Origin of the sequence: Inquilinus limosus (assembly GCF_051487185.1) — a bacterium.
In the GTDB taxonomy this organism is placed as follows: domain Bacteria; phylum Pseudomonadota; class Alphaproteobacteria; order DSM-16000; family Inquilinaceae; genus Inquilinus; species Inquilinus limosus_F.
Window position 1 is genome coordinate 15416 of the sequence record NZ_JAHVDK010000007.1, and the last position, 19912, is coordinate 35327.

General features: G+C 69.2%; 25 protein-coding genes and 1 riboswitch. Of the genes, 18 read left to right on the plus strand and 7 right to left on the minus strand.

Translation table 11 applies throughout. The annotated features are described in order from the left end of the window. Nucleotides 1–12: 12 nt before the first annotated feature. From purD to greB, 4 genes are read left to right on the plus strand one after another with little or no spacing between them, the layout of a single operon-like run. A complete protein-coding gene (purD, locus tag KXR53_RS09540) occupies nt 13–1272 on the plus strand; it encodes a phosphoribosylamine--glycine ligase (protein WP_437374889.1) in 1260 nt (419 codons plus the stop codon). Beyond that, on the plus strand, nt 1269–1547 hold the full coding sequence (locus KXR53_RS09545) for a CPCC family cysteine-rich protein (protein ID WP_437374890.1): 279 nt from the start codon (nt 1269–1271) through the stop codon (nt 1545–1547). The genes purD and KXR53_RS09545 overlap by 4 nt, the downstream gene beginning before the upstream one ends. A 40-nt stretch (nt 1548–1587) precedes the next feature. Beyond that, the gene (locus tag KXR53_RS09550; protein ID WP_437374891.1) at nt 1588–1776 is read left to right on the plus strand and encodes a hypothetical protein; all 189 of its coding nucleotides are present in this window, start codon (nt 1588–1590) and stop codon (nt 1774–1776) included. A 53-nt stretch (nt 1777–1829) separates the two neighbouring features. Beyond that, on the plus strand, nt 1830–2381 hold the full coding sequence (gene greB, locus KXR53_RS09555; RefSeq protein WP_437374892.1) for a transcription elongation factor GreB: 552 nt from the start codon (nt 1830–1832) through the stop codon (nt 2379–2381). A 171-nt stretch (nt 2382–2552) separates the two neighbouring features. Here greB and KXR53_RS09560 read toward each other — a convergent pair whose 3' ends face one another. Beyond that, the gene (locus KXR53_RS09560; RefSeq protein ID WP_437374893.1) at nt 2553–3044 is read right to left on the minus strand and encodes a GAF domain-containing protein; all 492 of its coding nucleotides are present in this window, start codon (nt 3042–3044) and stop codon (nt 2553–2555) included. A 61-nt stretch (nt 3045–3105) separates the two neighbouring features. Next, nucleotides 3106–3405, minus strand: coding sequence for an ArsR/SmtB family transcription factor (locus tag KXR53_RS09565; RefSeq protein WP_437374894.1), 300 nt, complete (start codon nt 3403–3405; stop codon nt 3106–3108). A 66-nt stretch (nt 3406–3471) separates the two neighbouring features. Between KXR53_RS09565 and KXR53_RS09570 the strand changes: the two genes are divergently transcribed. Further along, nucleotides 3472–4389, plus strand: a complete 918-nt coding sequence (locus tag KXR53_RS09570) for a PhzF family phenazine biosynthesis protein (protein ID WP_437374895.1) — start codon at nt 3472–3474, stop codon at nt 4387–4389. 3 nt (nt 4390–4392) lie between these two features. Here the strand turns inward: KXR53_RS09570 and KXR53_RS09575 are convergent, their stop codons facing one another. Further along, nucleotides 4393–4698 carry a DUF5076 domain-containing protein gene (locus tag KXR53_RS09575; protein ID WP_437374896.1) on the minus strand — a complete coding sequence of 102 codons (306 nt, stop codon included), beginning with the start codon at nt 4696–4698 and terminating at the stop codon, nt 4393–4395. Nucleotides 4699–4721: 23 nt separating this feature from the next. Further along, nucleotides 4722–5156 carry a nucleoside deaminase gene (locus KXR53_RS09580; protein WP_437375127.1) on the minus strand — a complete coding sequence of 145 codons (435 nt, stop codon included), beginning with the start codon at nt 5154–5156 and terminating at the stop codon, nt 4722–4724. Nucleotides 5157–5279: 123 nt separating this feature from the next. On the opposite strand from KXR53_RS09580, the gene KXR53_RS09585 reads away from it, so the two are divergent. Together KXR53_RS09585 and rsmD are read left to right on the plus strand one after the other, a co-directional pair. Beyond that, complete coding sequence (locus tag KXR53_RS09585) at nt 5280–6161, plus strand: pseudouridine synthase (protein ID WP_437374897.1); 882 nt, start codon at nt 5280–5282, stop codon at nt 6159–6161. Then, nucleotides 6130–6699: a 16S rRNA (guanine(966)-N(2))-methyltransferase RsmD gene (rsmD, locus tag KXR53_RS09590; RefSeq protein ID WP_437374898.1), complete on the plus strand. Its 570-nt coding sequence runs from the start codon at nt 6130–6132 to the stop codon at nt 6697–6699. The genes KXR53_RS09585 and rsmD overlap by 32 nt, the downstream gene beginning before the upstream one ends. Before the next feature lie 172 nt (nt 6700–6871). On the opposite strand, the gene KXR53_RS09595 is transcribed toward rsmD, so the two are convergent. After that, a complete protein-coding gene (locus KXR53_RS09595) occupies nt 6872–7366 on the minus strand; it encodes a 6,7-dimethyl-8-ribityllumazine synthase (RefSeq protein ID WP_437374899.1) in 495 nt (164 codons plus the stop codon). A gap of 72 nt (nt 7367–7438) precedes the next feature. Next, nucleotides 7439–7598: riboswitch (FMN riboswitch) on the minus strand. Between the two features lie 172 nt (nt 7599–7770). On the opposite strand from KXR53_RS09595, the gene KXR53_RS09600 reads away from it, so the two are divergent. Then, on the plus strand, nt 7771–8205 hold the full coding sequence (locus KXR53_RS09600) for a GFA family protein (protein ID WP_437374900.1): 435 nt from the start codon (nt 7771–7773) through the stop codon (nt 8203–8205). Between the two features lie 3 nt (nt 8206–8208). On the opposite strand, the gene KXR53_RS09605 is transcribed toward KXR53_RS09600, so the two are convergent. After that, entirely contained in the window at nt 8209–8547 is a 339-nt protein-coding gene (locus KXR53_RS09605) for an antibiotic biosynthesis monooxygenase family protein (protein ID WP_437374901.1), read from the minus strand. Next, entirely contained in the window at nt 8544–9977 is a 1434-nt protein-coding gene (gene tldD, locus KXR53_RS09610) for a metalloprotease TldD (protein WP_437374902.1), read from the minus strand. Before tldD ends, KXR53_RS09605 begins: the two co-directional genes overlap by 4 nt. A gap of 332 nt (nt 9978–10309) precedes the next feature. Between tldD and coxB the strand changes: the two genes are divergently transcribed. The 10 genes from coxB to KXR53_RS09660 all read left to right on the plus strand — a co-directional run bounded on the left by coxB (nt 10310) and on the right by KXR53_RS09660 (nt 19911). Then, nucleotides 10310–11179 (plus strand): cytochrome c oxidase subunit II, encoded by an 870-nt coding sequence (gene coxB / locus KXR53_RS09615; protein ID WP_437374903.1) that lies wholly within the window; start codon nt 10310–10312, stop codon nt 11177–11179. Nucleotides 11180–11256: 77 nt separating this feature from the next. After that, complete coding sequence (gene ctaD, locus KXR53_RS09620; protein ID WP_437374904.1) at nt 11257–12852, plus strand: cytochrome c oxidase subunit I; 1596 nt, start codon at nt 11257–11259, stop codon at nt 12850–12852. Nucleotides 12853–12926: 74 nt separating this feature from the next. Then, nucleotides 12927–13853: a heme o synthase gene (locus tag KXR53_RS09625; RefSeq protein ID WP_437374905.1), complete on the plus strand. Its 927-nt coding sequence runs from the start codon at nt 12927–12929 to the stop codon at nt 13851–13853. Nucleotide 13854: 1 nt separating this feature from the next. Then, nucleotides 13855–14007 carry a hypothetical protein gene (locus tag KXR53_RS09630; RefSeq protein ID WP_437374906.1) on the plus strand — a complete coding sequence of 51 codons (153 nt, stop codon included), beginning with the start codon at nt 13855–13857 and terminating at the stop codon, nt 14005–14007. A 1-nt stretch (nt 14008) separates the two neighbouring features. Next, complete coding sequence (locus tag KXR53_RS09635; protein ID WP_437374907.1) at nt 14009–14617, plus strand: cytochrome c oxidase assembly protein; 609 nt, start codon at nt 14009–14011, stop codon at nt 14615–14617. 76 nt (nt 14618–14693) lie between these two features. Further along, nucleotides 14694–15575: a cytochrome c oxidase subunit 3 gene (locus tag KXR53_RS09640; protein ID WP_437374908.1), complete on the plus strand. Its 882-nt coding sequence runs from the start codon at nt 14694–14696 to the stop codon at nt 15573–15575. Between the two features lie 5 nt (nt 15576–15580). After that, the gene (locus KXR53_RS09645; protein ID WP_437374909.1) at nt 15581–15934 is read left to right on the plus strand and encodes a DUF983 domain-containing protein; all 354 of its coding nucleotides are present in this window, start codon (nt 15581–15583) and stop codon (nt 15932–15934) included. 4 nt (nt 15935–15938) lie between these two features. Continuing rightward, nucleotides 15939–16664: an SURF1 family protein gene (locus KXR53_RS09650; protein WP_437374910.1), complete on the plus strand. Its 726-nt coding sequence runs from the start codon at nt 15939–15941 to the stop codon at nt 16662–16664. Beyond that, a complete protein-coding gene (locus KXR53_RS09655) occupies nt 16661–18154 on the plus strand; it encodes a carboxypeptidase M32 (protein ID WP_437374911.1) in 1494 nt (497 codons plus the stop codon). The genes KXR53_RS09650 and KXR53_RS09655 overlap by 4 nt, the downstream gene beginning before the upstream one ends. Before the next feature lie 305 nt (nt 18155–18459). Continuing rightward, complete coding sequence (locus tag KXR53_RS09660; protein WP_437374912.1) at nt 18460–19911, plus strand: DHA2 family efflux MFS transporter permease subunit; 1452 nt, start codon at nt 18460–18462, stop codon at nt 19909–19911. The last annotated feature ends 1 nt before the right edge of the window (nt 19912 follow it).

Here is a 19912-nt window from a genome sequence, read left to right on the forward strand (position 1 = left end):
GGGTCTGGTTTCATGCGCATCCTTCTGGTCGGCGGCGGCGGCCGCGAACATGCCCTGGCCTGGGCGATCGCCGCCTCCCCCCTCTGCGATACCCTCTACTGCGCGCCCGGCAATGCCGGCATCGCCCAGGAGGCAACCTGCGTGCCGATCGCGGCCGAGGATGTGGACGGGCTGGTGACCTTCGCCCAGGAGAACGCGATCGACTTCGCCGTGGTGGGGCCGGAGGCGCCGCTGGTGGCGGGGCTGGTGGACCGGCTGACCGAGGCCGGAATCAAGGCCTTCGGGCCGACCGCCGCCGCCGCGGCGCTGGAGGGGTCGAAGGGCTTCACCAAGGACCTGTGCGCGAAATACGGCATCCCGACCGCCCGCTACCGCCGCTTCACCGACGCGGCTGCGGCCAAGGCCTATATCGCCGCCGAGGGCGCGCCGATCGTGGTCAAGGCCGACGGCCTGGCCGCCGGCAAGGGCGTGGTGGTGGCCGGGACGGTCGAGGAGGCCCAGGCCGCCGTCGATGCGATGCTGACCGAGGGCGGCTTCGGCGCCGCGGGTGCCTCGATCGTGGTCGAGGAATGCCTGACCGGGCCGGAGCTGAGCTTCTTCGCCCTGTGCGACGGCGAGACCGCCCTGCCGCTGGCCACCGCCCGCGACCACAAGCGCGCCTTCGACCACGACGAGGGACCGAACACCGGCGGCATGGGCGCTGTCTCGCCGCACCCGCTGGCGACGCCGGAGCTCGAGGCCCGGATCATGGCCGAGATCGTGCAGCCGACCCTCAAGGCCATGGAGGCCGAGGGCACGCCGTTCCGCGGCATCCTGTTCGCCGGGCTGATGCTGACCGAGCGCGGGCCGCAGCTGATCGAGCACAATGTCCGCTTCGGCGACCCGGAATGCGAGACGCTGCTGCCGCGGCTGAACTCGGACCTCCTCACCGCCCTGATCGCCGCGGCCGACGGCGAGCTGCGCCACCTGACCCTGCGCTGGCGGATGGAGGCGGCGGTGACGGTGGTGATGGCGGCGAAGGGCTATCCGGGCGCGTATCAGAAGGGCAGCACGATCCAGGCGCTCGACCAGGCCGGGCAGGTGCCCGGCACCATCGTGTTCCACGCCGGCACGAAGGCGGAGACCGACGGCACCGTCACCGCCCAGGGCGGCCGTGTGCTGGCGGTGACAGCGCTGGGGAGCGACATCGCCGAGGCGCGCGCCCGCGCCTATCAGGCGGTCGACCGCATCGACTGGCCTGAGGGCTTCTGCCGAAGGGATATTGCGGTGTGAGCTTCCGGAACGTCTCGGAGCCGACCCAGGACCGGCCGACCTACAGATGCCCCTGCTGCGGCTGCAGGACGTTGCGGGGGCGCGCCGCCTTCGAAATCTGTCCGGTCTGCTGGTGGGAGGATGACGGACAGGACGAGCACGATGCCGATGTCGTCCGGGGTGGACCCAATGGCTCGCTGAGCCTCAGGGATGCGCAGCGGAACTACCGTGCATGCGGTGTGGCTGATCCGGCCTTCGTCCATCGTGTTCGAAAGCCGAGACCGGAAGAACTCTGACCGACCTGCAATGCTGTCGTTCCGAGTGTATGATCGGGTCATGACGCCAAAGATCATCACGACCACGCTGGATGACCGCGGTCAGGGACAGACCGATTGGAGCTGTGTCCGAGCGCTTTCGGATGCAGAGATCGATCGTGCCATCGCGTCCGATCCCGAGGAATCGGCTCTTGAAGGCACATGGTCCGAAGAGGCCGAATTCATCGTCCCCGAAGCCAAATCGCCATAGATGTTGGGTTTGTCGAGGCGAACCCAATCTACACACAGTGCTACAGTGTTCCGATGAGCAAGGCTTTCACTAAAGAGACCGACTCCGAAGAGGAGCTGGACGACGCGCCGGCGCCTCTGCCTGCGGGGTCGAAGAACTACATCACGCCGGAGGGCTTCCAGCGGCTGCAGGACGAGCTGAAGCAGCTGTGGCGGGTCGAGCGGCCGAAGGTGGTCGAGGTGGTGTCCTGGGCCGCCGGCAACGGCGACCGGTCGGAGAACGGCGACTACATCTACGGCAAGAAGCGGCTGCGCGAGATCGACCGGCGGGTGCGGTTCCTGACCAAGCGGCTGGAGATCGCCGAGGTGGTCGACCCGGCGCGCCAGACCAACCGCGACCGGGTCTATTTCGGCGCCACGGTCACCTATGTCGACGGCCAGGACCGCGAGCGCACGGTGCGCATCGTCGGCATCGACGAGACCCGGCCGGAGGAGGGCGAGATCAGCTGGATCTCTCCCCTCGCCCGCGCCCTGATGCGGGCGCAGGAGGGCGACGTGGTCGAGGTCCGCACCCCGGCGGGCATCGAGACCGCCGAGGTGATCGAGATCCGCTACGATAAGGGCTGAACGGTCTTTACGCGCAACCCTCCAGGCCCTTCTCCGTCATGGCGAGGCGCGCAGCGCCGTGGCCATCCAGGGGGCCGGTGCGAGCCGCCCTGGATGGCCACGCCCCCCAATAGGCGTAAGGGGCGGGGCTCGCCATGACGGGAATGTATTTCGGGCTGCCGGTACGAGCCGTCAGATCGCGCTGGCGGTGACCCAGAGCGCGGCCAGCGCCTCGATGCCGGCCTGGTCCTCGGCGTCGAAGCGGCCGGGCAGCGGGCTGTCGAGGTCGAGCACGCCCAGCACCGTCCCGTCGCGCAGCAGCGGCACCACCAGTTCCGACCGTGAAGCGGCGTCGCAGGCGATGTGGCCGGGGAAGGCATGCACGTCCGGCACCAGCACCGGCTGCCGCCGCTCCGCCGCCGTGCCACAGACGCCGCGGCCGAGCGGGATGCGGATGCAGGCCGGCTTGCCCTGGAACGGCCCCAGCACCAGCTCCCCGCCGCGCATCAGATAGAAGCCGGCCCAGTTCAGGTCCGGCAGGCCATGGAAGATCAGGGCCGAGAGATTCGCGGCATTGGCGATGGCGTCGGTCTCGCCGGCGAACAGCCCCTTCGCCTGGTCGAGCAGCTCTCGATACAGCGCCGGCTTCGGCAGGGAGGGGTCGGGGCGTGCGGTCTGGAACATCGGTCGGTCTTCGCTGCGGGTCGGGCCAAAGGATAGGGGCGGGAACGCCCGGCGGAAAGCCTCACAGCGTCTCAAGCATCGCCCGCGCCGCGCGGATCCGCTCCTCATCGCGCTTGTAGAAGGTCCATTGCTTGATCCGCTTCGGCACCACGAGGCCGGCCTGGACCAGGACGCGCATATGCTCGCTCAGGGTCGGCTGGCTGATGCCGAGCTTGTCGGCGATGAACAGGCCGCAGACCCCGTCCTCGACCAGGTCGCCGTCGACCTGCGGCGGGAAATGCGCGCGCGGATCCTTCAGCCACTCCAGGATCTGCAGGCGGCGCTCATTGGCCAGGGCACGGAAGAGATTGGCTGGATACATTTCGGCACTTTGCCAAGGTGCTAAGCCATGTCAAGACTCGGGGCCTTGAGCCGACAGGAGGACGCCATGCGCCGCTTCGCCTTCGAGACCGTCGACGTGTTCACCGACCGCCGCTTCGGCGGCAATCAACTGGCGGTGTTCCCGGATGCGCGCGGCCTGTCCGACGACGAGATGCAGTCGCTGGCCGCCGAGTTCAACCTGAGCGAGACGACCTTCGTGCTGCCGCCGGAGGACCCGGCGCACACGGCGCGGGTGCGGATCTTCAACCGCACCTACGAGATGCCCTTCGCCGGCCATCCCAATGTCGGCACCGGCTGCGTCCTGGCCCGGCACGGGCTGGACCGCGACGGCGTGCTGATTTTCGAGGAGCTGTCCGGGCTGGTCGAGGTGCGGGTCGAGCGCGACGCGACCGGGGCTGTGACCGGCGCCGTGATCGCCGCGCCGCAACCGCTGTCGACCCTGATGGAGCTGCCGGCCGAGGCGATCGCGTCCTGCGTCGGCTTGGCGCCCTCCGACATCGTCACCCGGGCGCACCAGCCGGTGCTGGCCTCGGTCGGCATCCCGTTCGTGCTGGCCGAGGTGACCGGCGAGGCGCTGACCCGCGCCGTGCCGGACGTCGCTGCCTTCCGCCGCACCCAGGAGGAGTTCCCGAAGGTGGAGCGGCGCCTGTCGCTGCATCTCTACGCCCGCGACCCGGCGGCCCCGGACATCGCGGCGCCGGGCGGCGCCCACCTCCGCGCCCGGATGTTCGCGCCGCTCTCCGGCACCTATGAGGACCCGGCGACCGGCAGCGCCAACGCCACGCTCGGCGCCCTCCTGCTCTCGCTGTCCGGCGCCGATGCGGGACAGGCCGAGATCGTCCAGGGCGTGGAGATGGGCCGCCCGAGCCTGCTGCGCGTGGCCGCCCGCCGCGCCGCGGACGGCATCCGCTCCACCGTCGGCGGTGGCTGCATCCCGGTGCTGAAGGGCGAGGCGGAGGTTTAGGGGCTAGTGAGCGGCGAAGTTGCCGCGGATGGGCGAAGTCGGATCATCGAGCTCCTCGAGGAATTTTGCCCGGATCTTCGCCAGAGCGTCCGGGTGCTGTCCTGGCGCCTGCAGATCGAGCGCCCGCGCCACGTGCCGGGCGGTGTCGGCGAGAATGGTGCCCCAGGCATCCTCCTCGACATCGCCACGCCCCTCGTAGATGCCGATCCTGATGGTGCAGTGCAGGCCATGTTCGGCGATCCAGACCCGCAGCATCTCAATCGACTCAGGATCTCGCCTGGCTGCATAGGGAATTCTCACCTCATCCATCGTCGCCCTCCGTGCAAAACCCACTATCGCCGCGCCCGGAAGAAGGCGCGTAGCAGCTCGCCCGCCTCCTCCGCGCCCGGCGCCTGTTCTACCTGCGGGCGGTGGTGGCAGGTCTTCTGCTCGAAGAAGCGCGGGCCGTGCAGCACCGCGCCGCCCTTCGGGTCCTGGGCCGCGAAGACCACCCGGCGGATTCGGGCGAAGGAGATGGCGCCGGCGCAGAGCGCGCAGGGCTCGAGCGTGACGTAGAGGTCGCAGTCGGGCAGCCGCGGCCGGCCGCGCAGACGCCCGGCCTCGCGGATCGCCAGCACCTCGGCATGGGCGGTCGGATCTGCCAGCTCCTCCACCCGATTGCCGGCCCGGGCCAGCACCTGGCCGGTCGCGGCCTCGACCACCACCGCCCCGACCGGCACCTCGCCGCGCGCGGCCGCCGCCGCCGCCTCGTCCAGGGCCAGGCGCATATAAGCCTCGGCCGGGTCGGCGGCCGGATCGAGGGAGGACGGGGCTGGCGGTTCGGCAGGCACGGGTCGGATCCTTGCGTTTCGCGCTAACCCTGGCCGGGCGCTTCGCGCTAGACAAGGGCGATGAGCAAGACCGACGACAAGACCCCGAAGCCCAAGCCGAAAGCGACCTTCAAGGACGGCGCCGAGAAGGAAGGTGAGCGCGTCGCCAAGGTGCTGGCGCGCGCCGGGATGTGCTCGCGCCGCGAGGCCGAGCGCTGGATCGCCGAGGGCCGCGTGGCGCTGGACGGCAAGGTGCTGGACACGCCGGCCGTGGTGGTGCCGCCCGGGGCCGTGCTGACCGTCGACGGCCAGCCGGTGCCCGAGGCCGAGCGCACCCGGCTGTGGCGCTATCACAAGCCGGCCGGCCTGGTGACCACCCGGTCCGACCCGCAGGGCCGGCAGACCGTGTTCGACAACCTGCCGGAAGGGCTGCCGCGGGTGGTCTCGATCGGCCGGCTGGACCTGAACAGCGAGGGCCTGCTGCTGCTGACCAACGACGGCGAGCTGTCGCGCCGGCTGGAGCTGCCAGCCACCGGCTGGCCGCGGCGCTACCGCGTACGGGTGCACGGCACCCCGGATCCGGTGAAGCTGGCCGGACTGGCCAAGGGCATCACCGTCTCCGGCGTCCATTACGGCCCGATCGAGGCGGCGCTGGACAAGGTGCAGGGCAGCAACGCCTGGCTGACCGTCACCCTGCGCGAGGGCAAGAACCGCGAGGTACGGAAGGTGATGGAGGCGATCGGCCTGAATGTGAACCGGCTGATCCGCATCGCCTACGGCCCGTTCCAGCTGGGAACGCTGGAGAGGGGCCAGGCCGAGGAGGTCAAGGCCTCGGTGCTGCGCGACCAGCTGGGCCGCTGGCTGGAGACCCGCGAGGAGGAACCGAAGCGCAAGCCGGCGACCAAGCCTGCGAACGCTCCCACAAGCCGCCATGCCGCTGCGCCTCGTCGCCGGCCGTCATAAGGGCCGCGTCCTCGCCGCCCCGCCGGACCGCGCCACCCGGCCGACCAGCGACCGGGTGCGCGAGGCGGTGTTCAACATCCTGGCCCATGCCGGATACGGTTCCGACGAGGGCGACGCGGTGGCGGATGCCGTCGTGCTGGACGCCTTCGCCGGCACCGGGGCGCTGGCCTTCGAGGCGCTGTCGCGCGGCGCCGCCGAGGCCTGGCTGTTCGACAGCTCGGCCGCGGCGCTGGGCTTCGCCCGCCGGAACGCCGAGGCGCTGGGCGAGACGGCGCGCGCCCATATCCTGCGCGCCGACGCGCTGAAGCCGCCGCCGGCGCGGGCGCGGGCCACACTGCTGTTCCTTGACCCGCCCTATCGTCAGGGGCTGGTCGGGCCGGCGATCCGGGCGCTCTCCGCCGCCGGCTGGCTGGCGCCCGGCTGCCTGGTGGTGGCCGAGACCGCGGCCGACGAGCCGGCGGTGCCCGGGCTCGACCTGCTGGACGAGCGCCGCTACGGCATCGCCCGGATCGCCTTCGGGCGGGTCGCGGACAGTTGATCGGGGAGCCAGCCCCCTCACCCTCCCAGCCCTGGCGGGCTGGGCCCCTCCCTCTCCCCGAGGAGAGGGGAAAGAAGAGCCGCATCCCCACACCTCTCCTTGGGGAGGGGTCGAAATCGCGTCAGCGATTTCGGGTGAGGGGGCGGCTCCGGCCCAAGCCGCCGGCTTGGTGTCAGGCCGCCGCGCGCAGACCCTGGCTGCGCAGCTTCGCCACCGCGGCGACGGTCACGAGCGCGGCTTCCGCCGCTTCCTTGCCCTTGACCAGAAAATGCTCGCGGAAGAAGGCGGCGTGGGTCTCATGCTCATGGAAGCGCTGCGGCGTCAGCACCGCGGACAGCACCGGCACCTCGGTGTCGAGCTGCACCCGCATCAGCGCGTCGATCACCGCGGTCGACACGAATTCGTGGCGGTAGATGCCGCCGTCGACGATGAAGCCCGCGGCGATGATGGCGTCGTAGCGGCCGCTCTTGGCCAGCAGCTGGGCGTGCAGCGGGATCTCGAACACGCCCGGCACCTCGAACAGCTCGACCTCGGCGGCCGAAGCGCCCGCCCGGGCGATCTCCGCCAGGAACGCGGTCTTGCACTGGTCGACGATGTCGCGGTGCCAGCAGGCCTGGACGAAGGCGATGCGGGGCGCGTCGGTACGGGAAGAAGACTGCTGATTCATGGTCATCCTCATGCAACGGACCAGAATCAGGGCATACGGGATCGGGCGCCGGGGTTTGCGCCCGGCCCTCGTCCCCGTTCTCTTTCATCCGGACTGTGACCGTCGGCTTCGGATTCTGACCGAATCTGCTGACCCTGCCGGTCGCCCGGCAGGCGCTCGCGGGCTCGTGCATGCCCCGAAGGGTCATGCCATCACCGCCGGTGGGGACTTCCACCCCGCCCTGAGAACGTCCGCCGCCCGGGGGATCCGGACGGCTCCGGCGAATATCGGAAGCGGAACGAGGCTTGGCAAGGCCGGACGCGACATGGCGGTGGCGCGGCTGCGACATCGCGGGACGGGTCCCGCACAATCGACTCGGCCGAGAGGCAGCATCCTGGGCGCCTGATCCTGAAGGGAGGCGAGCGATGACGGACCAGACCGGCGGCTGCCTGTGCGGCGCCGTGCGCTATCGGGTGACGGGCCCGCTGCGGCAGGTGGTGGCCTGCCATTGCGGCCAGTGCCGCCGCACCTCCGGCCATTACGCCGCCTTCACCGCCTGCGCCGCCGGTAACCTGGTGCTGGAGAGCGACCGCGCGCTGCGCTGGTACCGCTCCTCCCCCGAGGCGGAGCGCGGCTTCTGCGGCGAATGCGGCAGCAACCTGTTCTGGAAGCCGTCCCACGGCCGCACCATCAGCATCGCCGCCGGCACGCTGGACGGCGCCACCGGGCTCGCGATCGGCGGCCATCTCTTCACCGCCGACAAGGGCGACTACTACGCGATCGCCGACGATGCCCCGCAATGGCCGCGGTATCCGGAGGAGGGCGATCCCGACTATCCGCAGGTGCCGGGGCTGGGGTGATCGCTAGAACGGCGAATCCGCCGGCGCCTGCTCGCGCCGCCCGACCATGTCGTAATCGCGCAGCACCGCGGCGATGCGCAGGCGGTAGCCCTGGAAGATGCCGGCCCGGCCGGCGGCCTGGGCGATCCGGTGCTCGGCCCGGTTGCGCCAGCGCGCCACCGCATCCTCGTCCTCCCAGAAGGACAGCGACAGCAGCTTGTCCGGGTTGGTCAGGCTGCGGAATCGCTCGACCGAGATGAAGCCGGGCATCTGCTCCAAAATCGGCCGCAAGCGTGCGGCGTGGTCGAGATAATCGTCGAACCGGCCCTCCGCCGGCTCGACCTCGAAGATCACGGCGATCATGCGCGGGTGCCGCCCACCGTCAGCCCGTCGATCCGGAGCGTCGGCTGGCCGACGCCGACCGGCACGCCCTGGCCCTCCTTGCCGCAGGTGCCGATGCCGGGGTCAAGCGCCATGTCGTCGCCGACCATCGCCACCTTGGTCAGCGCGTCCGGGCCGTTGCCGATCAGGGTCGCGCCCTTCACCGCCGGGCCGATCTTGCCGTCCTCGATCAGATAGGCCTCGGAGGCGGAGAACACGAACTTGCCGTTGGTGATGTCGACCTGGCCGCCGCCGAAATTGACGGCGTAGAGGCCGCGCTTGACCGAGGCCAGGATCTCCGCCGGCGAAGTGTCGCCGCCGAGCATGATGGTGTTGGTCATCCGCGGCATCGGGTGATGGGCGTGGCTCTGCCGCCGGCCGTTGCCGGTCGGCGTCATGCCCATCAGCCGGGCGTTCATCCGGTCCTGCATGTAGCCGACCAGGATGCCGTCCTCGATCAGCGTGGTGCTGCGCGTCGGCGTGCCCTCGTCGTCGACTGTCAGGCTGCCGCGCCGGTCCGGCAGGGTGCCGTCGTCGACCACGGTGACGCCTGGCGCCGCCACACGCTGGCCCATCAGGCCGGAGAAGGCGGAGGTCCTTTTGCGGTTGAAGTCCCCCTCAAGCCCGTGGCCGATCGCCTCGTGCAGCAGGATGCCGGGCCAGCCGGGGCCGAGCACCACGGTCATCTCGCCGGCCGGCGCCTCGACCGCGTCGAGCCGGACCAGGGCCTGGCGCAGCGCCTCGTCCACCGCCGCCTGCCACTGCGCCGGCTCGAGGTAGAAGTCGTAGCCGGTGCGGCCGCCGGCGCCGTGGCTGCCGCTCTCCATCCGGTCGCCGTCGCCGACCACGACCGAGACGTTGACCCGCACCAGCGGCCGGATGTCGGCGGCGTGACGGCCGTCGGCGCGGATGATCCGCACCGCCTGCCAATGGCCGCTGATCGAGGCGCTGACCTGGCGCACCCGCGGGTCCTTCGCCCGGGCATAGGCGTCGATCTCGGCCAGGACCTTGACCTTGGCCTCGAACGGCACGGCCGAGAGCGGATTGGCGTCGGTGTAGAGCTGCCGGTTGGTGCCTTGCGGCGGCTCGGCCAGGCTGCCGCCATGGCCGGCGCGGATCGCGCGCACCGTCTCCGCGGCCCGCTTGACCGCCTCCTCGCTGAGGGTCGAGGCGTGGCTGTAGCCGGTGGTCTCGCCGGCCACCGCCCGCAGGCCGAATCCCTGGCTGGTGTCGAAGCTGGCGCTCTTCAGCTTGCCGTCGTCCCAGCTCAGCCCCTCGGACTGGACGTATTCGAGGAACAGCTCGCCGTCGTCGGCGCCGTGCAGGGCGTCGCCGACCAGCCGCTCGAGCCGGGTGCGGTCGAGCCCGGCCCGGGTGAAGAACAGGTCGTCGGTCTGGTCGAGGACGCTCATGGCGGGGATTCCGGTCAGCGGATCTGGACTCCTGAGATAATGTGCCCGGCCGGCAGGGGCCAGCCCCGATCGGCCGCAGGCGCCGAATCGGCTGCCGCGCGGATGCGACCATTTGCGTGATGGGCGCGGCAGCACGGCCTGTTGTTGGCCCCAGGAACGCCCTGTATTTTCGCCATGGCCAGGATTGGCCCGGCTTCGTGTGGCATTCGACGCTGTGAGGGCTTCAACCCTCGCGGTTCCGCCGGTATAAGGCCGAACGGAACCGAGCGCCGGCAGCCGCCGACGCGGGGCCATGGGTGGGAACGTCAACGATAACGAAAGAGCGGCAAGGCATGCGATCGGGCAGACTGCGTGGATTAACGGCAGGCGCGTCGGTCCTGCTTCTTCTGGGCACGGGCGCGGCCTTCGCAGACGGCCCTCCGCGGAACTGGCAGCTCGGATTCCAAGAGGCAGCGTCGCCGATCAAGGAGCAGATGGCGAGTTTCCACGACCTGCTCCTGGTCATCATCGTCGCCCTCAGCCTGTTCGTGCTGGGGCTGCTGGTCTATGTGATGTGGCGCTTCAACGCCAACCGCAATCCGGTGCCATCGAAGACCGCGCACAATACCCTGATCGAGGTGATCTGGACGGTCGCGCCGGTCCTGATCCTGCTGGTCATCGCGGCACCGTCGTTCCGGCTGCTCTACGCCAGCGACCGGACGCCGAATCCGGAGATGACGCTGATCGCGCATGGCTACCAATGGTACTGGGGCTATGAGTACCCGGACCAGAAGATCGCCGAATACACCAGCTACATGGTGAAGGACGCGGATCTGCAGCCGGGCCAGGTGCGGATGCTGTCGGTCGACAACCCGGTGGTGTTGCCGGTCGACACCGACATCCAGATCCTGACCACCGCGGGTGACGTCATCCACTCCTGGGCCGTCCCTGCCTTCGGTCTGAAGAAGGATGCGGTCCCGGGCCGGATGAACGAGACCTGGGTCCGAATCGACAAGCCGGGCGTCTATTACGGCCAGTGCTCGCAGCTCTGCGGCACCGACCACGCCTTCATGCCGATCGAGGTGCACGCGGTCAGCCGCGAGGATTTCGACAAATGGGTCATCGAGAAGGTCGGGCCCAACCCGGCCGAGAAGCCGAAGCTTCTGACCATGACCTGGGACGAGGCGCAGGCGCGCACCAAGCTGGCCCAGGCCGGCCAGTGATCCCAATCGGGGAGTGATCCCATTCGGGGCCGGCGGCCCCGACAGGCAAGGCCCCGGACGGGGGAGAGGTTGACACGATGGCTCACGCCGAAGCGCACGCACATGGTCACGACGACCACCATCACAAGCCCGGCTTCATCAAGCGCTGGCTGTTCTCGACCAACCACAAGGACATCGGCACGCTGTACCTGATCTTCGCGATCGTCGCGGGTCTGGTCGGCGGCGTGTTCTCGCTGCTCATGCGGCTCGAGCTGCAGAATCCGGGGATGCAGTTCCTGTCCGACGGGCAGGAGTGGAACGTCTTCGTCACCGCCCACGGCCTGACCATGGTCTTCTTCACGGTCATGCCGGCGATGATCGGCGGCTTCGGCAACTGGTTCGTGCCGATCATGATCGGCGCGCCGGACATGGCCTTCCCGCGGCTGAACAACATCTCGTTCTGGCTGCTGGTGCCGTCCTTCGCGCTGCTGATCGGCTCGGCCTTCGTCGGCCAGGGCGCCGGCACCGGCTGGACCATCTACCCGCCGCTGTCCGAGGCCGGGCAGCCCGGCATGTCGGTCGACATGGCGATCTTCTCGCTGCACCTCGCCGGCGCATCCTCGATCCTCGGCGCGGTGAACTTCATCACCACCATCTTCAACATGCGCGCCCCGGGCATGACGCTGCACAAGATGCCGCTGTTCGTCTGGGCGATGCTGGTGACCGCCTTCCTGCTGCTGCTGGCCGTGCCGGTGCTGGGCGGCGCCATCACCATGCTGCTGACCGACCGCAACTTCGGCACCAGCTTCTTCAAGCCCGAGGGCGGCGGCGACCCGCTGCTGTTCCAGCACCTGTTCTGGTTCTTCGGGCACCCCGAGGTCTACATCATGATCCTGCCGGGCTTCGGCATGATCAGCCACATCGTGTCGACCTTCTCGAAGAAGCCGGTGTTCGGCTATCTCGGCATGGCCTACGCCATGGTCGCGATCGGCGTCGTCGGCTTCGTCGTGTGGGCGCACCACATGTTCACCACCGGCATCGACGTCGACACCCGCGCCTACTTCACCGCCGCGACCCTGATCATCGCGGTGCCGACCGGCATCAAGATCTTCTCCTGGATCGCGACGATGTGGGGCGGGTCGATCGAATTCAAGACGCCGATGCTGTGGGCGATCGGCTTCATCTTCCTGTTCACCATCGGCGGCGTCACCGGCGTGGTGCTGGCCAACGCCGGCATCGACGTCGCCCTGCACGACACCTACTACGTGATCGCGCATTTCCACTACGTGCTGTCGCTGGGCGCCGTGTTCTCGATCTTCGGCGGCTTCTACTACTGGATCGGCAAGATGTCGGGCCGGCAGTACCCGGAGACCTGGGGCAAGATCCATTTCTGGATGACCTTCATCGGCGTCAACCTGACCTTCTTCCCGCAGCACTTTCTGGGGCTGGCCGGAATGCCGCGGCGCCAGCCGGACTATCCGGACGCGTTCCACGGCTGGAACATGGTGTCGTCCTTCGGCGCCTATATCTCGGTCGCGGCCGCCTTCCTGTTCGTCGGCATCGCGATCTACACGGTCAGGTATGGCCGCAAGGTGGAAGGCAATTACTGGGGCGAGGGCGCCACCACGCTGGAGTGGACGCTGCCGTCGCCGCCGCCCTTCCACCAGTTCGAGCACCTGCCCCGGATCAAATGACCCGAGGCCGATAGAGGAGAACCGGGCCGGGCCGCGCGGATCCCCCGTGCGGCCCGGTCCGCTTGAGGTTTATGATGTCGGACGTGACCCTGGACCGGACAGCCCGAACCGCCGCGGCGGATGCCGAAGGCGGCGCCACCTGGCAGGACTATCTCGCGCTCTTGAAGCCGCGGGTGATGACGCTCGTCGTCTTCACCGGCATCGCCGGGCTGATCGCGGCGCCGGGCCACCTGCATCCGGTCCTGGCGGCGACCGCGGTGCTGTGCATCGCCGTCGGCGCCGGCGCGGCCGGGGCCATCAACATGTGGTACGACCGCGACATCGATGCGGTGATGAGCCGGACCTGCGGCCGGCCGATCGTGCGCGGCCGCATCGCGCCGTCCGAGGCGCTGGCCTTCGGCGTGTTCCTGTCGGTCGCCGCGGTGCTGCTGATGGGGTTGGCGGTCAACTGGGTCGCCGCCGGGGTGTTGGCCGCGGCCTCGGCCTTCTACGTCTTCGTCTACACCATCTGGCTGAAGCGGCGGACGCCGCAGAACATCGTGATCGGCGGCGCCGCCGGCTCGTTCCCGCCGATGATCGGCTGGGCCGCCGTGACCGGCGATGTCAGCGTGCCGTCGATGCTGCTGTTCGCCCTGATCTTCATGTGGACCCCGCCGCATTTCTGGGCCTTGGCGCTGTTCCGCAGCGACGAATACGCCAAGGCCGGGGTGCCGATGCTGCCGGTGGTGTCCGGCGCGCGCGAGACCAAGCGCCAGATGCTGGCCTACACTCTGGCCCTGTTCCCGCTCGGCCTCGGGCCCTGGCTGCTCGGCACCGCCGGGCTGACCTACGGCGTCGGCGCCGCGCTGCTCGGCGCGCTGTTCATCCTCTGCGCCGTGCGGGTGCTGCGCGAGGACGGTGCGACCACGAACCACCGTGCCGCCAAGCAGATGTTCGGCTATTCGATCTTTTACCTGTTCGCGATCTTCGGCCTTCTGATCATCGACCACATTCATGTCTGAGATGGCCGACCGTTCCAAGCCGATCCCGATCAACGCCCCGGCGCCCGACGCCCGGCGCCGCCTGCGGGGCCGCAACATCGCGCTCGCCCTCGGCCTCCTGGCCTGGATCGTGCTGATCTACGTGATCACCATCGTCAAGATGAAGGGGGGCTGAGATGAGCGGCCCGGCCGGGATGGATCCGAAGATCCGGCGCCGCAACCGCCTGATTCTGACCGGGCTCTGCGGCGTTGCCTTCTCGATGGGCGTGCTGGCCTTCGCCTCGGTGCCTCTCTACCGGCTGTTCTGCCAGGTCACCGGCTATGGCGGCACCACCCAGGTCGCCGAATCGGTCTCCGGCCAGGTGCTCGACCGCACGGTGCGGGTGCGCTTCGTCGCCAACACCGATTCCGGCCTGCCCTGGACCTTCAAGGCCGAGCAGACCGAGGTCGAGGTCCGTCTCGGCGAGCCGGCGCTGATCTACTTCCAGGCCACCAACAACGCCAAGGAGCCGACCGCCGGCCAGGCGGTCTACAACGTCACGCCGGACAAGGTCGGGCTCTACTTCTCCAAGGTGCAGTGCTTCTGCTTCACCGAACAGATCATCCAGCCGGGCGAGACGGTGGAGTTTCCGGTCTATTTCTACGTCGACGCGGCGATGGACGCGCAGCCGAACCTGCAGGACGTGCGCACCATCACCCTGTCCTACACCTTCTATGCCCAGCGCTCGAAGGCGCTGGAGAATGCAGTCGCCGCCTACTATCGTGCGGCCAAGAACGACAGCTGACGGCGCGCCGGGAGCCGGAGCGATGGGACGGAACACCGAAACGAACATCGGAAAAGAGACCGAGAGGGGCACGAGGATGAGCAGCACCGACGTCCATGCCGACCGGCACGAGACGAGCTACGAACTGAACACGGTTCCGCATCCCTATCATCTGGTCGACCCCAGCCCGTGGCCGCTGCTCGGCTCGCTCGCGGCCGGCGTCATGGCGATCGGCGGCGTCCTGTTCATGCATGACGAGGGGCCGGCGCTGCTGATCATCGGCTTCCTCGGCGTGCTGGGGGTGATGTTCGGCTGGTGGCGCGACGTCATCAAGGAAGCCACCTTCCGCAAGCTGCACACCCCGGTGGTGAAGCTCGGCCTGCGCTACGGCATGATGCTGTTCATCGCCTCGGAGGTGATGTTCTTCGTCGCTTTCTTCTGGGCGTATTTCGACTCCAGTCTGTTCGTCAACGAGGCGGCGCAATACGCGCGGGTCGAGGCGACCGGGGGCATCTGGCCGCCCAAGGGCATCATCCCGGTCGACGCCTTCCATTTCCCGCTGCTGATGACCCTGGTGCTGCTGCTGTCGGGCTGCACCGTCACCTGGGCGCATCACGAGATCGTCGAAGGCAACATGAAGGAGGCGTCGAAGGCGCTCGGCGTCACCGTGCTCCTCGGCATCATCTTCACCTGCATCCAGCTCTACGAATACACCCACGCGGAGTTCGGCTTCCGCGACGGCATCTTCTCCTCGACCTTCTACATGGCGACCGGCTTCCACGGCTTCCACGTGCTGGTCGGCACCATCTTCCTGGCGGTGTGCTGGTTCCGCACCGCGCGTGGCGACTTCACCAAGGACAGCCATTTCGGTTTCGAGGCCGCGGCCTGGTACTGGCACTTCGTCGACGCGGTCTGGCTGTTCCTGTTCATCGCTATTTACTGGTGGGGCGGCAGCGGCGCCGCAGCCGCGGCGCACTGACCTCGGTGCCCTACGGCCCCGTCTCTCCCCTGACCGCGGCGCTGGGCTGCAAATGCCCGCGCTGCGGCCAGGGTGCCCTGTTCAAGGGCTTCCTGACGGTCGCCGAGCGCTGCCCGGTCTGCGACCTCGACCTCTCGGAGGTCGATTCGGGGGACGGCCCCGCCGTCTTCCTGATCTTCATTCTCGGCTTCACCGTGGTGCCGTTCGCGCTCTGGCTCGGCATCGCCTACGACTTGCCCGACTGGGCCCCGATCACGATCGGCGGCGTCCTGATCATCCTGCTCACCGCCATCCTGATCCGCCCCGCCAAGGCCTATGTCGTGGCGCTGCAGTACCGGCACCGCAGCACCGGCACGTGAGTTGATGGTGCGGCGTTTCCGGCCGGAGTTCTGGCCGACCGTTTTCCTGATCCCCGCCCTCGTCCTGCTGCTCGGCCTCGGCGTCTGGCAGCTCGAGCGGCGTGTCTGGAAGGCCGATCTCATCAACCGGATCGAGCACGGGCTGGCCGCGCCTCCGGCACCGCTGCCGGCCGAGATCGATCCCGGCTTCGACTACCGCCACGTCACCGTCACCGGCCGCTTCGACGCTGCCCACGCCTTCCGGCTGCTGGCCCGCGTGCATGACGGTGCGGCCGGGATCCAGGTGGTCGCGCCGCTGATCCGCGACGACGACGGGCCGGCGGTGCTGGTCAATCGCGGCTGGGTGCCGCTCGGCCCCGACGGCAAGCCCGCCGCCTTCGACCCGCCGCCCGCAGGCACCGTGACGGTCGAGGGCGTGGCCCGCCGTCCCCTGCCGCAGGGCTGGATGCAGCCCGACAACAGCCCGGCGACCAACGAGTGGTTCTGGATCGACCCGAAGGCCATGGCCGCCGCGGCCGGGCTGGACCGGGTGGCGCCGGTGGTCGTGGAGCAGGCGGCCGGCCCGGACCGCAGTCGATACCCGCTGGGCGGCCAGACCAAGGTCGACCTGCCGAACGACCATCTGCAATATGCGATCACCTGGTTCGGCTTCGCCGCCATCCTGGTCGCGATCTACCTGCTGCACCATCTGCGGCGCGGCCGCGCCGCCGGGAAAGGACCCGAAGCATGACCGCCTATGCCGAGATCACCGCCCATTTTGGCCGCATCGCCGCGCTGTCCAACGCCATCGGCATCCTGGACTGGGACAATGCCACGATGATGCCGACGGGGGCTGCCGGGACCCGGGCCGAAAGCCTGGCGCTGCTGCATGTTCTGCGCCACGGCATGCTGACCGATCCCCGCCTGTCGGACTGGCTGCCAGAGGCCGAGGCCGACAACAGCCTGGGCGAATGGGAACGCGCCAATCTGCGCGAGATCCGGCGGCTGTGGACGGTGCAGACCGCGGTGCCAGCCGACCTGGTCGAGGCGTCGAGCAAGGCGGTGTCGGCCTGCGAGATGGCCTGGCGCCAGGCCCGCACCGAGTCCAATTTCCCGTCCCTGCTGCCGAAGCTCGAGGAGGTGCTGCGGCTGCAGCGCGAGATCGGCCGGGCCAAGGGCGAGGTGCTGGGCCTTCCCGCCTATGACGCGTTGCTGAACGATTACGAGCCCGGCGGCCGATCGGAGCGGATCGACGCGCTGTTCGACGACCTGGCCGCCTTCCTGCCCGGCTTCACTGAGGAGGTGCTGGCGATCCAGGCGCGCCGGCCGGCGACGCCGCGGCCGGAGGGCCCCTTCCCGGTCGAGGCGCAACGGGCGCTGGGCATCGCCATGATGGGCGTGCTGGGCTACGACTTCGACCGCGGCCGGCTCGACGTCTCCACCCATCCGTTCTGCGGTGGCGCCGACAACGACGTGCGCATCACCACCCGCTACGACGAGACCGACTTCACCCGCGCCCTGATGGGCGTGCTGCATGAGACCGGCCACGCCCTCTACGAGCAGGGCCGGCCGCAGGCCTGGATGAACCAGCCGGTCGGCCAGGCCCGCGGCATGAGCCTGCACGAGAGCCAGTCCCTGCTGATGGAGATGCAGGCCTGCCGCAGCCGCGAGTTCATCGCCTTCGCCGCGCCCAGGATGCGCGAGGCCTTCGGCGCCTCCGGCCCGGCCTGGGAGGCCGAGGCACTGTGGCGCCACTACACCCGGGTCGAGCGCGGCTTCATCCGGGTCGACGCCGACGAGGTGACCTATCCCGCCCACGTCATCCTGCGCTATCGCCTGGAGAAGGCGATGATCGCCGGCGATCTGCTCTTGGTGGACCTGCCGGCCGCGTGGAACGACGGCATGAAGGCGCTGCTGGGCGTGGTGCCGCCGAACGACCGTCTGGGCTGCCTGCAGGACATTCACTGGCCGAGCGGCGGCTGGGGCTATTTCCCGACTTACACCCTGGGCGCGATGACCGCGGCGCAGATCTTCGACGCCGCCTGCCGGGCCGAGCCGGACATCGGGCCTGCGATCGGCCGCGGCGACTTCGCGCCGCTGATCGGCTGGCTGCGCGCCAATATCCATGAGCAGGGCTCGCGCTGGGAGACCGACGAGCTCTTGACCCGCGCCACCGGCCGGCCGCTGGACGCCGCTGTGTTCAAGGCGCATCTGCGCCGCCGCTATGCGGGTGAGGCCTGACGGTCACCGGAAGGCTGGCTTCTCAACACCATCATTGCGAGGAGGCGAAGCCGACGAAGCAATCCAGGGCAGCTCGCTGTGGCCCCTGGATTGCTTCGCTGCGCTCGCAATGACGGTATTGGGAATGCGATACGGCTTTGAGTCGGGGACCGACGTCATTCGCGAGAGACGGGGCATGGGGGCCTGACGCCTGAAACTTGCATGCCTCCAATGCCGGTTTGGCGCGCAGGATTTCGACTCGTCAGACGAGTGAAAAATCGGAATTCCGAACGCCCGAGGGGGCCGCACCGCCGCGGCCTTGAGACATGACGACGCGCCTTCCGCGCCAGGTGCTGATCCCGCTGATCATCGCCTGCGCGCTGTTCATGGAGAATCTCGATTCGACGGTGATCGCGACGGCGCTGCCGAACATCGCCCATTCCTTCGGCACCGACCCGCTGCATCTCAGCCTCGCCATCACCTCCTACCTGCTCAGCCTCGCCGTGTTCATCCCGGCCAGCGGCTGGATCGCCGACCGGTACGGCGCCAAGACCGTGTTCCGGGTCGCGATCGTCGTCTTCACCATCGGCTCCATTCTTTGCGGCCTGTCCAATTCGACGGCGGAGCTGGTCGGCGCCCGCATCGTCCAGGGCATCGGCGGGGCGATGATGGTGCCGGTCGGCCGGCTGGTGCTGCTGCGCAGCGTCTCGAAATCCGAGCTGGTGCGGGCGATGGCCTATTTCACCACCCCGGCCCTGCTGGGCCCGGTGCTGGGCCCGCCGCTGGGCGGCTTCATCGCCACCTACAGCTCCTGGCGGCTGATCTTCTTCATCAACGTTCCGATCGGGATCATCGGGGTGATCCTGGTCACGCTGTTCATCGACGATGTGCGCGAGGAGGAGAAGCCGCCGCTCGACGGCTGGGGCCTGTTGATGACCGGCACGGCGCTGGCCTGCCTGGTCTTCGGCTTCGAGACGATCGGGCGGTCGATCCTGCCGCTGCCGGTGACGCTGGGCCTGCTGGCCTTCGGCGCGCTGCTGGTCTGGGCCTATGTCCGCCATGCCCACCGGGTGCCGGCGCCGATCATCGACCTGAAGCTGCTGCATGTCCGCACCTTCCGCATCTCGCTGGTCGGCGGCACCATCTTCCGCATCGGCATCGGCGCCATCCCCTTCCTGCTGCCGCTGATGCTGCAGCTGGGCTTCGGCATGACGCCGTTCGAATCCGGCCTGCTGACCTTCGTCAGCGCCGCCGGAGCGCTGTGCATGAAGATGACGGCGACCCGGATCATCCGCCATTTCGGCTTCCGCCCGGTGCTGGTGTGGAACGCGGTGATCAGCTCGGTCTTCCTGATGAGCTATTCGTTGTTCCGGGCGGACACGCCGCACCTCCTGATCCTCGGGCTGCTGCTGGCCGGCGGCTATTTCCGGTCGCTGCAGTTCACCAGCCTGAACACGCTGGCCTTCGCCGACATCCCGCCGCAGAAGATGAGCCGCGCCTCCAGCTTCTCGAGCACGGCGCAGCAGCTTTCGGCCAGCCTGGGCGTGGCCACCGGCGCGGTGCTGCTGAACCTGACCCTGCTGCTGCATGGCAGCACCACGCTGCAAGCGGCCGACTTCTCCTGGGCCTTCGCCGCGGTCGGCCTCTTGTCGCTGTCCTCGGTGCTGATGTTCCTGCGCCTCGCCCCCGATGCCGGGGCCGAGGTCTCCGGCCATGCCGTCGCCCCGGTGGCGCCGCCAGAGGCCTCGGGGGCTCCCCGAGTCGCGCCGGGGGAGTGAC

Coding starts and splice junctions, on each gene's coding strand:
- purD (WP_437374889.1), top strand. CDS start 13: ATGCGCATCCTTCTGGTCGGCGGCGGCGGCCGCGAACATGCCCTGGCC.
- KXR53_RS09550 (WP_437374891.1), top strand. CDS start 1,588: ATGACGCCAAAGATCATCACGACCACGCTGGATGACCGCGGTCAGGGA.
- greB (WP_437374892.1), top strand. CDS start 1,830: ATGAGCAAGGCTTTCACTAAAGAGACCGACTCCGAAGAGGAGCTGGAC.
- KXR53_RS09560 (WP_437374893.1), bottom strand. CDS start 3,044: ATGTTCCAGACCGCACGCCCCGACCCCTCCCTGCCGAAGCCGGCGCTG.
- KXR53_RS09565 (WP_437374894.1), bottom strand. CDS start 3,405: ATGTATCCAGCCAATCTCTTCCGTGCCCTGGCCAATGAGCGCCGCCTG.
- KXR53_RS09570 (WP_437374895.1), top strand. CDS start 3,472: ATGCGCCGCTTCGCCTTCGAGACCGTCGACGTGTTCACCGACCGCCGC.
- KXR53_RS09575 (WP_437374896.1), bottom strand. CDS start 4,698: ATGGATGAGGTGAGAATTCCCTATGCAGCCAGGCGAGATCCTGAGTCG.
- KXR53_RS09580 (WP_437375127.1), bottom strand. CDS start 5,156: ATGCGCCTGGCCCTGGACGAGGCGGCGGCGGCGGCCGCGCGCGGCGAG.
- KXR53_RS09585 (WP_437374897.1), top strand. CDS start 5,280: ATGAGCAAGACCGACGACAAGACCCCGAAGCCCAAGCCGAAAGCGACC.
- rsmD (WP_437374898.1), top strand. CDS start 6,130: ATGCCGCTGCGCCTCGTCGCCGGCCGTCATAAGGGCCGCGTCCTCGCC.
- KXR53_RS09595 (WP_437374899.1), bottom strand. CDS start 7,366: ATGAATCAGCAGTCTTCTTCCCGTACCGACGCGCCCCGCATCGCCTTC.
- KXR53_RS09600 (WP_437374900.1), top strand. CDS start 7,771: ATGACGGACCAGACCGGCGGCTGCCTGTGCGGCGCCGTGCGCTATCGG.
- KXR53_RS09605 (WP_437374901.1), bottom strand. CDS start 8,547: ATGATCGCCGTGATCTTCGAGGTCGAGCCGGCGGAGGGCCGGTTCGAC.
- tldD (WP_437374902.1), bottom strand. CDS start 9,977: ATGAGCGTCCTCGACCAGACCGACGACCTGTTCTTCACCCGGGCCGGG.
- coxB (WP_437374903.1), top strand. CDS start 10,310: ATGCGATCGGGCAGACTGCGTGGATTAACGGCAGGCGCGTCGGTCCTG.
- ctaD (WP_437374904.1), top strand. CDS start 11,257: ATGGCTCACGCCGAAGCGCACGCACATGGTCACGACGACCACCATCAC.
- KXR53_RS09625 (WP_437374905.1), top strand. CDS start 12,927: ATGTCGGACGTGACCCTGGACCGGACAGCCCGAACCGCCGCGGCGGAT.
- KXR53_RS09630 (WP_437374906.1), top strand. CDS start 13,855: ATGGCCGACCGTTCCAAGCCGATCCCGATCAACGCCCCGGCGCCCGAC.
- KXR53_RS09635 (WP_437374907.1), top strand. CDS start 14,009: ATGAGCGGCCCGGCCGGGATGGATCCGAAGATCCGGCGCCGCAACCGC.
- KXR53_RS09640 (WP_437374908.1), top strand. CDS start 14,694: ATGAGCAGCACCGACGTCCATGCCGACCGGCACGAGACGAGCTACGAA.
- KXR53_RS09650 (WP_437374910.1), top strand. CDS start 15,939: ATGGTGCGGCGTTTCCGGCCGGAGTTCTGGCCGACCGTTTTCCTGATC.
- KXR53_RS09655 (WP_437374911.1), top strand. CDS start 16,661: ATGACCGCCTATGCCGAGATCACCGCCCATTTTGGCCGCATCGCCGCG.
- KXR53_RS09660 (WP_437374912.1), top strand. CDS start 18,460: ATGACGACGCGCCTTCCGCGCCAGGTGCTGATCCCGCTGATCATCGCC.